Below are 12313 nucleotides of genomic sequence, written 5' to 3'. Positions count from 1 at the left end.
TTCCCGGCAGGGACGGTTTTAGTGCGGTTTTAACTAAAACCGTTTCGCTACCCTGCTTGGTTGAATTTCCCAGCAGGGCAACAGGTTAGGTGGTGCCGGCACCAAGAGTCGAACTCGGGACCTACTGATTACAAATCAGTTGCTCTACCAACTGAGCTATACCGGCATTTTGGCAGGACTGCGGAATCGCAGGCGCGCATTATTGGTGTTTCGTCGCGGCGGGGCAAGTGTTCCGGGTGGTTTTTGAGCCTCAATCGCCATCCGGCAGGGCCGAACAGCCCCGCTACCCCGCATTAGTCCCGCAACCCCGCCAGATCCGGCATCTGCCGGTAGCCCTGGCAGACGGTGGCTGCGCGGTCGATGGCCGCTTTGGCCTTGTCGGTTTCGCCGCGCAGCATGAAGGTCTGGGCCATGCGGCGGTGGGCCGAGGCTTCCGTCACTTCGGCCTCAATCCGGTCCAGGTCATCGTCGATGCTGTGCGCTATCGCGGCCGGTACGCTGCCCGGCTCCAGTGAGGCCAGTGCGGTGTAGTACCACGCGCGGGCGGCCTGGTCGGCGGCGGGTTGGGTGCCGCGCAGGTAATCGCGCTCGGCGATCTCTGCCGCGCGGCGGTAGGCCGCTATCGCCGCCTCCGTATTGCCGGCCATGCGTTGCGAGTCAGCGAGGCTGCCCCACATTTCGTGAATCTCCGGCTCGCCCGTTGCCACCTTGTTGATCGCGCGTTGCCGCAGCTCGGCGGATTGTTCGTAGTCGCCGAGGTAGTAATGCGTAAGCCCGATGAACTCATCGCCCACGTAGGATTCCGGCGCGAGTTGTTGCGCTACCCGGTAGGCCTCCAGTGCTTTCTCAAACGCGCCGTCGCACAAGTAGAAACTGCCGAGGTTCGCCAGCACGTATTCGTTCTCGTCGCGCGCCCTTGCCTTCTCGCTGATGGCAATGGCCTGCTCAACATCGCCGTCGAACCAGTACATCGTTGCCAGTGCGAACAGCGGCTTCCACACCTGCGGGTCAACTTCCGCGGCCTTACTCGCCATTGCCTTTGCTTGTTCCATAACAGCTTCGTCACTGCTTTCCCGCCACTCGGCCAACAGGCTGTTCGCGTAGCCGTAGTACGCCGCCGAATCCTTCGGCGCGCGTTCAATAATCTCGGCATACAACTGCATGGCTTCGTCGTTGCGTCCGGTGCGCCGCAGGAAGTGCGCGTGTGCGGTGGCCACTACCGGGTCGTCGGCGTCCAGTTGCAACGCTTGTCCGCACGCTCGGGCCGCATCCTGTAACGCGCGTTCTTCGCTCGCCATCCAGTGTTCTTCCAGCAGTGTCTGGCAGAGCCCCGCGTGTGCGCGTGCGTAGTTGGCATCCTGGCGCAGTGCTGCTTCAAAGCGGCTTTGGGCGCGCTTGATGTTCAGCTCGCTGGAAGGCCTGTCCAGGTGGTACTCGCCTTCGAGGTAATCGTTCTGCACCGGCACCAGTGGAAAATGCCGTGGCGTATTGACTGACGCCTGACCGGTTGCGCGCAGTACTGCGTTGCTTACGTTCGTTGCAATACCGTCAACCTGATCAGCAAACGCCACCGCCGGAAAACTCTCCGCCCACACCTGGTGACGCTGACCCGCCGCGTACAAATAGACGCGCACAGCACTCAGGCGACCAACGGTAACCAACTCGCCTTCCACCACCCCATCTGTGCGCAAGGTCTCCGCCGTTTCATTGGTGGCGAGGTTGGAGGTCAACGCAGCGGCTGTTGGCGAGGCTACTGAGAAATGCTCAGCCAGGCGTGAACGTATGGCCGCAGCGAGACGGCCATTGTCATCACCCTCGATGAACTGCACCACGAGTTTGGCCGTACCGAGATCCAGCAGCGGTGCCGATACGCCCGTTAATGGCTGATCACCGGCCTGCGGTTGCCAGCGGTCATACAGCCAGTACGCCGCCAGCAGTACGACGATGACCAACGCGAACAGCATCGTCAGGCCATCCATTTCCCGTGGCTTTGGTTCGTCGTCATCGTCTTCTGCCGCGGCTCGCGGCCCGTTTGCTGCCGCATCCGCGCGCGGCTCTGGCCGGGCGTCGGGCACTTCATCGGCAGTGAGGTACAAGGTGTGCACTTCAACATCGAGTGCGCGGGCGATGCGTTCCAGCGTCGTCAGCTCAACAGGCAACTCGCGAAATGCACGGCTAACCGCATCACGCGGCGGGCTGTCGAGATCTTCTTTATCGGCAATTCGCTCGGCCAGTGCCGCCTGCGTTCGCAAGCCGGCATCGGCCAGCGCTTTGGTCAAGCGAACACGCGAGGCCTGTACGCCGCGTCGTCGCTGTTTGTTCGGCGGTTCGTGCAAGTTTCGCGGGCTCCGGGCGGCACAAAATGGAGCCAAGGTTATAGCACAGCTCAATTGATCCGCTAACTGCCGCAATCTGCCGTTAACTGCGGATGCACAACTTTGCCATCCGGCGCACGGTGGTCACTGCTTTCCTGAGGACCCGATCATGCGCGCACTGCTGCTCTGCCCGATGCTCCTCCTGCTGGCTGCCTGCGAGCCGGACATTGCCGGGGTCTGGACCGAGGAAACCGGCCTCAGCACCTACGAATTCCTGGACGACGGCCAGCTGCGCATCACGGTGCTCGGCACCACGGTGGCCGCGCGCTACCGGGTGGACGGCGAGCAGGTGCTGGTCAGCAGTCCGCAGGGCACGGTCGTTCTGGATATTCACGACAACGAGCTGCGCGGACCGATGGGGCTCGCACTGGTTCGCAACGCACCGTAAGGCCGGTTGAACAGCACTACCGAAGGAGAAAACTATGGCACTTGTTAAATGCAAAGACTGTGACAACCAGGTATCGGATTCCGCCGCCAGTTGCCCGAAGTGCGGCGCGCCCATGCCGCGGGTTATCCGCGACGATCAGGAGCAGTGTCCGTTCTGTCGCGAAGTCATGAACCTCGGCGCGACGCACTGCCCCAATTGCCATGCGCAAAAGGGTTACATCCACAACCGGGGACGAATTTACGGGCGCATGGAAACGATCTGGTACGGCATCACGATGCCGATCATTCTCGCCGTCGTTGCCAGCATGATGGGACCGGTCGTTGGCGCGATCGTATGGTTGCTCTGCGCCATACCCATTGTGGTGTCCGTCTACCGGTTGCTGACGGGCGCGGTGTGGTTCCAGAAAACCAGCGTGTACTAGTTCGGCTGTAGCGGGTGCTGGCTAATCGCTGCGCGGACAGGTGGCGGCATCGCGCAGCAGCACGCGGTCTTCGCCGTAGCGTTCGATGAGGGTGGTGGCACCGCGTCCGGGTGGCAAGCCAATGTCCACGTAGAACACCGTCGCATTTCGCATGCGGTTGGTGATCTCGGCGGGCAGGTCCATCGACTTGGCTTGCAACTCGATGCGTTCTGCACCGGACAGATCACCGAACAGCCCCAGGGAAATCTTGACGCCCTCTTCGGGTGTTTCGACGATGTAGGCCTCACCGAGACCGCCGTCCTGCAGTTTGCGCAGCATCTCGTTGGCGGTGGCACGGTCCGGAATGTCGCGCACCTGTACCCAGTGGCCCACGAACACCTCGCCCTGGGTGGCGCGCACCGTGCCCTGCAAGCCTTCGTCTTCGATGTCCGCGAGCGCGCCGTCCGCTTCGCTGCTCTCACGCAACGGGCCGATGGTTACGCAGGAACGGCCGAAATGCGCTTCGATTTCCGAGGGCCGGGCAACGACCGTTTGTTCGGCATTCTCGACAGCGGTTTCAATGCTCTTGGCATCGGCCAGTTGCAGCTTCGGGCCGAGCTTGCTTTCAGTGACCAGCGCAACGCCGGTGCTATCCGGCGAAGCAACAAACTTGCCCCACATGAAGTACAGCACGTTCGCCAGCAACAACAGCAACAGCAGGTTTCTCATTGTATGTCCTGCGCCATGATCGCGAGCCCTTGCAACACAAGATTGGGGCAGTGTTCAGCGGCCCCGTCCAATTCATCCAGAATGCGCGTCGCATCTCCGCCGGTCAACACCAGCTTCGGCCGGTAACCCGCCGAGCGCAAACTGCGCAACGCGCGTTCGATGGCGCCGCAAACGGCCGCCAGCGAGCCGTTGTAAATCGCACTGCCGGTGCTGCTGGCGAAGGCGTGTAAATCATCATCCGCTTTTCGTGGCGCACGTTTGACGGCCGGTAAATCGCTGGTATCGCTGTTCAATGCCGAGGTCATCAGGCTGAAGCCCGGCAGTATCTGTCCGCCGAGATGCTGGCCGTTCTTGTCCAGTGCATCGATGGTTACCGCCGTACCCGCATCAACAACGCACAGTGCGGTGTTGTACATACGGTGCGCGCCAATCATTGCCACCCAGCGATCGACACCCATACGGCGAGGCTGCTTGTAACTGTTGGTGACGCCGTAGGCACTTGCCGTACTGCGCGCAAAGTGGACGTCCAGCGAATAATGCAGGCCGATAATGCCGGACAGCCGGGTGGCGAAACTGGCGCCTGCCACGTTGCTCGCCAGAACGGTTTCGACACCTTCCGGAAGGCGCGTTGTCAGGGCCGCAAAGCCGGCATCGGCCAGCTTCTCGTGCGAAATGCTGCCGGTGCGACGCAAACCGGTCCCGTGTGCAAGACCCCATTTCAGACGCGTGTTACCGATGTCGAACAACAACACACGGCGTTCACTCACGCCTCCGTCTCCCGGGCGCCCCGCACGGTAATGGAGCCGGTGTAAACGCGTCGCAGACCGTGCTCCGTCATGACCCGCAGCGCGCCATTGCTGTCAATACCGTCAGCGGCGCCGCTCAGCTGGCAATCCGGCATGGTCACGTCGATTTGTTTGGATCTGAGCCAGTCGTACTTGTTCCAGTCGGCCCGGAACGGCGCCAGGCCCTCTTCCTCGAAACGCAGCACGGTGCTTATCAGTTGGTCGATGACCGTTCCCGCCACCTTCGAACGGTTCAACTGCTGCATCACGTGGCTTTGTAAGTCCGTGATGGTGTAGTCGATGTTGGCGTACTCGTCCGTGTTGCTGACTGTGCCGATATCGACATTGATGCCCACGCCCAAAATCATCGTGATACGGCTGCCGGGTGCGGTTTGCGCGTCGGTGAGGATGCCACCCAGTTTGGCACCACCGACATAGATGTCATTGGGCCATTTCAGTTTGACGGTGTTGAGGCCGAACGATTGCAAGGCGTTGGCGACACCGACGCCGGCCGCCAGCGTGACGCAGGACAGATTGCCGGGGTTGCGGTTGAACGTATAAGCGATGGACAGGCTGATGCCGGCGCGCGGCGGCGATACCCAGCGCTTGTTCTGGCGACCACGGCCGTTGGTCTGGTGCTCGGCCAGCACGACGCGGAAGCGGCCGCGTTCGTGCGTGTCCTGTTGCATGAGCCAGGTGTTGGTTGAGGGCACGACGTCGAGCACATCGAAGCTGTCGAGGCCGCTGCGGCTGGTCTCGCTGAGTGCACGGTAGATCAGGTCCGCGTCGAGCATTCCTGGCACAGTCTAGCCCCGGTTTTTCTTGAACAGCATAAGGCGGTCGTTGCGGTGTTCGGTACCCGCCCGCATCCGTTGAATGTTGGAACGATGACTGAAAATAATGTACAGCGACAGCACCGCGCAATAGATAAAGAGCGGCTGATCGTGCGGCAGGCGCATCAGGGCGACGGCGAGCGGCGCGGACACGCTGGCCACCATCGTTGCCAAGCCGACATAGCCGAACAGCACCAGCACCCACGCCCAGATAAGAATAATGGGGAAGAGCAGCCACGGCGCGAGCACGGCGAGCGTACCCATCAGCGTCGCGGCGCCTTTGCCGCCACGGAAACCGTGCCAGACCGGCCAGACGTGCCCAACCACCGAGGCCGTCGCGCAGGCGATCATGAGCCAGAGGCGTGAAATCTCGGGATCTTCTGCCGCGAACGGCAGGTTAAGGCCGGGAATGACGCCGGTAGCGATCATGCCCTTGCCCACATCGATGGCCACGACTCCGAGGGCGAACATCCAGCCCTGGGTACGCAGGGCATTGGTGCCGCCCGCATTGCCGCTGCCCATCGTGCGGATATCAACGCCGCCGACGAGACGACCCATGATCATCGACCCCATCAGGGAGCCCAGCAGGTAACTAAGAAGTATTTTCAGTCCAAGTTCGAGCATGAGTACAAAACGGTATGGTGGCGGGGCTGCGCGCATTGTAGCATCCGCCCGGATCATTACCGGACCAAATGCCGATGCCGTCTGTCCCGCTCATCTTTAATCCTGTTGCCGGGCGCGGCCGTGCCGTCCGCCAGATGGCATCGGTGCATGACGAGCTCAAACGGCTTGGCGTACCGGTCACGATGGAGTCGAGCACCGCACCTGGCCACATTGAAAAGCGGGTACGGCAACTGGCCGAGGCGGGTCACCGTGCCGTCATCGTGGCCGGCGGCGATGGCAGCATTCACGAAGCGGTCAATGGCCTCCTCGCCTGCGACAGCAAAACCGCGCTCGGCGTGATCCCGCTCGGCACCGGCAATGACTTCGCCAAAGCCAATGCCATACCCGAACACGCCAATGACGCGGCCGAGTTGCTGGCGGATCGCCTTTCGGGTGAAACCCCAACGCGGACAGTGGATGTCGGTCGGCTCAACGGCCGCTACTTCGCGAACGGTGCGGGCATCGGCTTCGATGCCAAGGTCTCGGCGATAGCTGCGTCGATCCGGCTGCCGATTGGCGACCTCGTCTATTTGCTCGCGGTCATGCGCGGGCTGATATCGGGCGTGGCGACGCCGCACATGAAAATCACTTTTGATGATCAGTGCATAGAGGGCCGGTTCACGCTCGCGAACTTCAGCAACGGTCAGTGGGTAGGCGGCATGTTTCCGATTGCTCCGATGGCCAGGATCAACGATGGCTTGCTGGACCTCGTGTACGCGGAAGCACTGTCACGCCGGCGCATCCTGCGACTGGTACCCACACTCCTCAAAGGCGAGCACATGCGTGAAGCCGAGGTTCATCATGTTCCGATCACGAGCTGTCACGTGCACGCGTCCTCAGCCGTGCCCGCGCACCTCGACGGCGAAAACCTGCCGCCGCAAACGGACTTCGAGATCGACTTGTTGCCCGGTGCGCTGAACCTGATCTAGCGCGGTGCGCGCAGCACCACGGACGGCGGCACTTTCCCGGGCACGGCCGCAGCCAGAGAACGGCTGAACCGGCGGTATTTCCGGCCGGAGTGCCTGACCGCGATGTTTTCCTCTGCTCCGTGCGGGCTATTCCGGCACCGCCGGCCTTGACGGCGGGCGGGCACCTGTCTATTCTGCGCGCCTGTCATTTCGATAATACTCGAATTATGGAAACCTTAGAAACCGCCGAACTGCTGGCAGCGCTGGGCCACGAATCCAGGCTCACTATTTTTCGCCTGCTGGTGGAAGCCGGGCCCGAAGGCATGAATGCCAGCGCCATCGGCGAGAAACTGGGTACCGCGCCGGCAACACTGTCGTTTCATCTCGCGCACCTGAGCCGCGTCGGCCTGATTCAGGGACAGCGCGAGAGTCGTTTCATCCACTATTCCGCGAACTTCAGCACGATGGACAAGCTGATCGCGTTCCTCACCAGCAACTGCTGTGAAGGCGAACAGTGCCTGCCCAGCCTCACCAAGAAAAAACGAAAAACATTATGAAAACAGTCCTCGTCTTGTGCACGGGCAACTCGTGCCGCTCGCAAATGGCCGAAGCGCTCATCAATAACCAGTGGCGCGGCAAAGTGCGCGCGATCTCCGCCGGTACCCAACCGCAACCCAAGGTGGCTGACGGTGCCATCGAAGCCTTGCGGCTCGCCGGGCTCGAAACCGACACCCTGCACCCGAAAGACATTGATGCGGTGCTGCACGAGGACATCGATCTCGTCGTTACCGTGTGCGACAACGCGAAAGAGTCCTGCCCTGTTTTCCCCGGCGACATCCCGCGCCTGCATTTCCCCCTGCACGATCCGCACGGTGAACCGCTGGAGAGTTTCGTTGCGGTGCGCGATGACATTAAGAGCAAACTTCTGCCCGCCATCCAGAACGCGTTGCAGGCACAGGAGTAAGCATGTCAGCGCAACAAGAAGTGCAAACCATCGGCGACGAGCAATCAGCCATTAGTTTTTTCGAGCGGTACCTGACCGTCTGGGTATTTGCCTGCATCGTCATCGGCATTGGCGCCGGGCAGGTGTTGCCGGGTGTGTTCCGTACTCTCGGTACAGTTGAGTTCGCGAACGTCAACATACCGGTAGGCCTGCTGATCTGGGTAATGATCATTCCCATGCTGGTGAAGGTGGACTTCACCGCGTTGCACGAAGTGCGTCAGCACGTGCGCGGCATTGGCGTTACGTTGTTCATCAACTGGCTCGTAAAGCCGTTCTCGATGGCGCTGCTTGGCTGGTTGTTCATTCGGCACCTGTTCGCGCCGTATTTGCCCGCCGACCAGATCGACAGTTACATCGCCGGCCTGATCCTGCTGGCGGCCGCGCCCTGCACGGCCATGGTCTTTGTCTGGAGCCGGCTCAGCAAAGGAGATCCGCTCTTTACGCTTTCGCAGGTCGCGCTGAACGACACCATCATGGTGTTCGCGTTTGCACCCATCGTTGGCTTGTTACTCGGCATCTCGGCGATATCCGTGCCGTGGGATACCTTGCTGACCTCGGTTGTCCTGTACATCGTTGTGCCGTTGTTCATCGCCCAAGCCTGGCGCCGACGGCTGCTACGTAATGGGCAGGCGCATCTTGATGCCACCATGGAACGCATTGGGCCGTGGTCAACCGTTGCCTTGCTCGCCATGCTCGTGCTGCTGTTTGCGTTTCAGGGCAATGCCATTATCCAGCAGCCATTGATCATTGCGCTGCTGGCCGTGCCCATTCTGATCCAGGTCCTGCTGAATTCCGGCCTGGCCTATTGGCTGAATCGCCTGGTCGGCGAAAGACACAATATTGCCTGCCCGTCGGCGCTGATCGGGGCGAGTAACTTTTTTGAGCTGGCGGTCGCGGTCGCCATCAGCCTGTTTGGATTCGAATCGGGTGCCGCCCTGGCCACCGTCGTCGGCGTATTGATCGAGGTGCCGATCATGCTGCTGGTCGTGCGGGTCGTGAACGATTCCAAACAGTGGTACGAACGGGGATAGGCTTACTTGCCCGGCGCGGCCGCTGAACCGGCCAGAATGCCACCATCGATGTTGAGCTCTGTGCCGGTCATGTACGCCGCTTCGTCGGACGCGAGCAGCACCGCAATCGCCGCCACTTCAGACGGCTCGCCAAAACGCTGCAGCGGCGTGTCTTTCACGAACGCCGCCATACGTTCGGCACGCTCCGGGCCAGCGCCCAGCATCGGCTCCCACATCGGCGTCTGTATGGCTGCCGGGTGTATGGAGTTGCAGCGGATATTAAGCCCTTGTTCCGCGCAGTACAGCGCAACGGTTTTGGTGTGATTGCGGACGGCGGCCTTGGACGAGGCGTACGCGCTGGCTGCCGGTATACCCACCAGGCCCGAACGTGACGAAATATTGATGATGGAGCCCGCACCTGCCGCACGCATCGCTTTGATCGCGTATTTGCAGCCAAGAAACACACCATCCAGGTTTGTCCGGTGCACGGCATGCCAGTCATCCAGTGACGCGTGCTCCGGGTCGTGGCTGACCCAACCGGCTTCGAAGCCCGTGATGCCGGCATTGTTGACGAGGATATCGAGTCGTTCCATCCCGCCAATCACGCGCGCCCAGTCGGCTTCTTGCCGTACGTCCAGCGACTGATACTCCGCGCCAAGATCTGCCGCGAGTTTCACGCCGGTGTCATTGTCGATATCGCTCAGCACGACCGATGCCCCTTCCTGCACAAACGCACGAGCGATCGCCTCACCAATACCGCGCGCCGCGCCGGTTACCAATGCTGTCTTGCCGGTTAGTCTGCCCATGATCTGCCTTTGAAGTAACTTGCCTGTTGTTGGTCTGCTATCGGTCGTTGTTCGCGCGAGCCAGCGACAAACGAACTTTGTCGATCCCTGCTTTCGTTGCCCAGCGCGCCGACACCGAGAAGCCGAACCTCTCGTACAGCGCGATAGCGGGGTCGTTCTTCGCGGCTGTCTCAACGTTGGCCGTTTGCCAGTCGGCCAGTGCCAGCCGTGACCGCAACAAGTTGCTGGCCAGGCCTTGTCGGAAATAATGCGGATGCACAACCAGACTGTCGATACTCAGGTGCATACCGTTACATTCGTATTCCATAACGGCGGCAAGCTCTGTTCCCGACCAACAGCCGAGAAAGCAAGTGGGCGCAGTACGAATTTGTTCCGGCTCACGTTCCAGCGGCGGGAAATCGGTGACCCCGATCAGCTCTGCCTCAATTCGGTAAGCCGCCTGAAAGACCCGATGAATGTCTTCCGCCACCTCACGGGAACGGTGATTCAATGGCCCGGGCACGGCATGCACCTGCCTCTTCAAGCTGCTAACAAGCGCTCAGCCTGACTGCCCCAACCAGGAACGACGCGTCGTTTGCACTGAATCGGCAATGTCGTTGTCGAACGTCAGGTAGGCCGTGTCTTCCGGGGCTGCCTCCAGCTTCACTTTAAGCTCCAGCAGTTCATCACGTCGATACACGGTCACCGCCACCTGGTCGCCGGGAAGATGCTCGCGAAGGTGCTGATCGAGATTGCTGGCGGTCAGGCGCACGTGATCGAACGCCACGGCTTCGTCGTCAGGCGCTATACCGGCTTTCTCCGCCGGGCTGCCCGCGTGCACTATCCGGAACACGCTGCTGCCGGCTGCATCCACAAGTTTGGCTCCCAGCCAGGACAGCGCCTGTTTGCCGGCCGGGGCTTTGCCGCCGGCATCGCTGCCGCCTTCCGCCGCTCGCCAGTGCAATGCAACGCCGACTTCTTTAAGCAGAGCGGCAATGGGCAGGTCTGCCGTCCCGCGCACATAGCGCTCGAAGAAATCACCCAGCTCCATGCCGGATAATTCCGCGGCAACGGATTCCAGCCCGCGCTCGGGCATGCCCACGTCCAGCACGGCATAACGCTGCCAGCATTCCTGCAAAACGTCATCCAGCGTAACTTTGCCATCCGTGCCATGCCGCAGCTGTAAATCCAGAGCAAGCGCGACCAACGCACCTTTCGCGTAGTAGCTGATGATGGCGTTACTCGCGTTCGCGTCCTGCTTGTAGAACTTGGTCCAGGCATAAAAACTCGACTCCTCGACGCTTTGCCGGAACCGGCCCTGCGTGCGCTGAATCCGGGTGATGTTCTGGCCGAGCAGCTCGAGATAACTCTCGGGCGTGATCAGACCGGAACGCACGAGCGCGAGATCGTCGTAGTACGAGGTAATGCCCTCGAACACCCACATCAGACCGGTGTAGGTTTCGTTCTGCAAATCGAACGGGATAAACGCGGCGGGACGCAAGCGCTTCACGTTCCACAAGTGGAAGTACTCGTGACTGCACAAGCCGAGAAAGCGTCGATAACCGCTGGATACCGTAGCGTCGCAGCGCTTCGGCAGATCGCTGCGCGCGCAAACCAGGCTGGACGACCAGCGATGCTCCAGCCCGCCGTAGCCATCGTTCACGACGTGTAACAAGAACAGGTAACGATCAAAGCCAGCCGGTGCACCGAGAAAATCGAGGTGCTGCGAACACACCGTCTCAAGGTCGTGACACAGACGAGCCATGTCGACGCGCGCGTTGCCGCGTATCGCGATCGCATGCGGAATACCGCGAGCGGCGAATTCCCCGATCTGCAGGTCGCCGATCTCAACCGGGTGATCAATCAACTCGTCGTAATTGCTCGCCTTGTAAGTGCCGAAACCGTAGACCTCCGCGCCCTCTCTTTGCATGGACGTGGCTACGCGCCAGTCTTTGCCAACCGGTGCCGGCGGCGGACAGATATCGACGATGCACTCCCGCTCCTCCTGACCGACAACGGCCGCGAACACGCAAGGCCCGTTGAAGTAGGCATGGGTTGTATCCAGGTGTGCGCCGCGCACGCTGGGATCGAAGGCGAAAATCTCGGCGGTAATTATCAGGCGGGTTGCAACCGGTGCTGCCTGCCAGCGACTCTTGTCGAGTGCCAGCAACTCCACCGCCTCGCCGTCCGCTTCCGCCTTGATCGAAACCACGTGCTTCGCGTAATCGCGAATCATGTAACTGCCGGGTATCCAGGCGGGAATGGCAATCTCCTGTCCGGCGGGGTCCGGCTCCGCGATCGTCAGGACGACTTCAAACAAGTGCGCACCCGGGTTAACGGGTGTAATTGTGTAGCAGTGGGGGGCGGACATAGACGGGCTCTTAGGCTGGTTCAGGTACATCGGATTTGTAACTGCGGAAAGAGTAAGACGTAA

At 61.1% G+C, this 12313-nt stretch carries 14 protein-coding genes and 1 tRNA gene; 6 read left to right on the top strand and 9 right to left on the bottom strand.

Translation table 11 applies throughout. The annotated features are described in order from the left end of the window. Positions 1–90 precede the first annotated feature (90 nt). Positions 91–166 (bottom strand) — tRNA-Thr (locus BA177_RS03735). A 127-nt stretch (positions 167–293) separates the two neighbouring features. After that, a complete protein-coding gene (locus BA177_RS03730) occupies positions 294–2336 on the bottom strand; it encodes a tetratricopeptide repeat protein (RefSeq protein ID WP_068613000.1) in 2043 nt (680 codons plus the stop codon). A gap of 148 nt (positions 2337–2484) precedes the next feature. On the opposite strand from BA177_RS03730, the gene BA177_RS03725 reads away from it, so the two are divergent. Both BA177_RS03725 and BA177_RS03720 read left to right on the top strand, forming a co-directional pair. Beyond that, positions 2485–2763, top strand: a complete 279-nt coding sequence (locus BA177_RS03725) for a hypothetical protein (protein ID WP_068612998.1) — start codon at positions 2485–2487, stop codon at positions 2761–2763. Positions 2764–2797: 34 nt separating this feature from the next. Then, a complete protein-coding gene (locus BA177_RS03720; RefSeq protein WP_068612996.1) occupies positions 2798–3184 on the top strand; it encodes a zinc ribbon domain-containing protein in 387 nt (128 codons plus the stop codon). Positions 3185–3205: 21 nt separating this feature from the next. Here BA177_RS03720 and BA177_RS03715 read toward each other — a convergent pair whose 3' ends face one another. The 4 genes from BA177_RS03715 to plsY are packed head-to-tail and all read right to left on the bottom strand — an operon-like array spanning position 3206 to position 6170. Beyond that, on the bottom strand, positions 3206–3892 hold the full coding sequence (locus tag BA177_RS03715; RefSeq protein ID WP_068612993.1) for an SPOR domain-containing protein: 687 nt from the start codon (positions 3890–3892) through the stop codon (positions 3206–3208). After that, positions 3889–4659: a type III pantothenate kinase gene (locus BA177_RS03710; RefSeq protein ID WP_068612989.1), complete on the bottom strand. Its 771-nt coding sequence runs from the start codon at positions 4657–4659 to the stop codon at positions 3889–3891. Before BA177_RS03710 ends, BA177_RS03715 begins: the two co-directional genes overlap by 4 nt. Beyond that, positions 4656–5471 (bottom strand): biotin--[acetyl-CoA-carboxylase] ligase, encoded by an 816-nt coding sequence (locus BA177_RS03705; RefSeq protein WP_068612986.1) that lies wholly within the window; start codon positions 5469–5471, stop codon positions 4656–4658. The genes BA177_RS03710 and BA177_RS03705 overlap by 4 nt, the downstream gene beginning before the upstream one ends. 12 nt (positions 5472–5483) lie before the next feature. Then, positions 5484–6170: a glycerol-3-phosphate 1-O-acyltransferase PlsY gene (gene plsY, locus BA177_RS03700; protein ID WP_197493311.1), complete on the bottom strand. Its 687-nt coding sequence runs from the start codon at positions 6168–6170 to the stop codon at positions 5484–5486. A gap of 38 nt (positions 6171–6208) precedes the next feature. On the opposite strand from plsY, the gene BA177_RS03695 reads away from it, so the two are divergent. From BA177_RS03695 to arsB, 4 genes are all read left to right on the top strand, one after another. Further along, positions 6209–7102 carry a diacylglycerol/lipid kinase family protein gene (locus BA177_RS03695; RefSeq protein ID WP_197493310.1) on the top strand — a complete coding sequence of 298 codons (894 nt, stop codon included), beginning with the start codon at positions 6209–6211 and terminating at the stop codon, positions 7100–7102. 206 nt (positions 7103–7308) lie between these two features. Continuing rightward, positions 7309–7638 carry an ArsR/SmtB family transcription factor gene (locus BA177_RS03690; RefSeq protein WP_068612977.1) on the top strand — a complete coding sequence of 110 codons (330 nt, stop codon included), beginning with the start codon at positions 7309–7311 and terminating at the stop codon, positions 7636–7638. Continuing rightward, complete coding sequence (locus BA177_RS03685) at positions 7635–8045, top strand: arsenate reductase ArsC (RefSeq protein ID WP_068612974.1); 411 nt, start codon at positions 7635–7637, stop codon at positions 8043–8045. Before BA177_RS03690 ends, BA177_RS03685 begins: the two co-directional genes overlap by 4 nt. A gap of 2 nt (positions 8046–8047) precedes the next feature. Continuing rightward, a complete protein-coding gene (gene arsB, locus BA177_RS03680; RefSeq protein ID WP_068612971.1) occupies positions 8048–9115 on the top strand; it encodes an ACR3 family arsenite efflux transporter in 1068 nt (355 codons plus the stop codon). 2 nt (positions 9116–9117) lie between these two features. Here the strand turns inward: arsB and BA177_RS03675 are convergent, their stop codons facing one another. Genes BA177_RS03675 through BA177_RS03665 form a run of 3 tightly spaced genes read right to left on the bottom strand, consistent with a single transcriptional unit; the run spans position 9118 to position 12250 of the window. Continuing rightward, complete coding sequence (locus BA177_RS03675) at positions 9118–9900, bottom strand: SDR family oxidoreductase (RefSeq protein WP_068612968.1); 783 nt, start codon at positions 9898–9900, stop codon at positions 9118–9120. A 37-nt stretch (positions 9901–9937) separates the two neighbouring features. Next, a complete protein-coding gene (locus tag BA177_RS03670) occupies positions 9938–10402 on the bottom strand; it encodes a GNAT family N-acetyltransferase (protein ID WP_068618856.1) in 465 nt (154 codons plus the stop codon). Between the two features lie 36 nt (positions 10403–10438). After that, entirely contained in the window at positions 10439–12250 is a 1812-nt protein-coding gene (locus BA177_RS03665; RefSeq protein WP_068612966.1) for a M61 family metallopeptidase, read from the bottom strand. Positions 12251–12313 lie beyond the last annotated feature (63 nt).

Origin of the sequence: Woeseia oceani (assembly GCF_001677435.1) — a bacterium.
GTDB classification, from domain to species: Bacteria; Pseudomonadota; Gammaproteobacteria; order Steroidobacterales; family Woeseiaceae; genus Woeseia; species Woeseia oceani.
The sequence above is the reverse complement of the archived record's forward strand: the minus strand, read 5'-3'. Positions and strand labels throughout refer to the sequence as shown.

Coding starts and splice junctions, on each gene's coding strand:
- BA177_RS03725 (WP_068612998.1), top strand. CDS start 2,485: ATGCGCGCACTGCTGCTCTGCCCGATGCTCCTCCTGCTGGCTGCCTGC.
- BA177_RS03720 (WP_068612996.1), top strand. CDS start 2,798: ATGGCACTTGTTAAATGCAAAGACTGTGACAACCAGGTATCGGATTCC.
- BA177_RS03715 (WP_068612993.1), bottom strand. CDS start 3,892: ATGAGAAACCTGCTGTTGCTGTTGTTGCTGGCGAACGTGCTGTACTTC.
- BA177_RS03705 (WP_068612986.1), bottom strand. CDS start 5,471: ATGCTCGACGCGGACCTGATCTACCGTGCACTCAGCGAGACCAGCCGC.
- plsY (WP_197493311.1), bottom strand. CDS start 6,170: ATGCGCGCAGCCCCGCCACCATACCGTTTTGTACTCATGCTCGAACTT.
- BA177_RS03695 (WP_197493310.1), top strand. CDS start 6,209: ATGCCGTCTGTCCCGCTCATCTTTAATCCTGTTGCCGGGCGCGGCCGT.
- BA177_RS03690 (WP_068612977.1), top strand. CDS start 7,309: ATGGAAACCTTAGAAACCGCCGAACTGCTGGCAGCGCTGGGCCACGAA.
- BA177_RS03685 (WP_068612974.1), top strand. CDS start 7,635: ATGAAAACAGTCCTCGTCTTGTGCACGGGCAACTCGTGCCGCTCGCAA.
- arsB (WP_068612971.1), top strand. CDS start 8,048: ATGTCAGCGCAACAAGAAGTGCAAACCATCGGCGACGAGCAATCAGCC.
- BA177_RS03675 (WP_068612968.1), bottom strand. CDS start 9,900: ATGGGCAGACTAACCGGCAAGACAGCATTGGTAACCGGCGCGGCGCGC.
- BA177_RS03665 (WP_068612966.1), bottom strand. CDS start 12,250: ATGTCCGCCCCCCACTGCTACACAATTACACCCGTTAACCCGGGTGCG.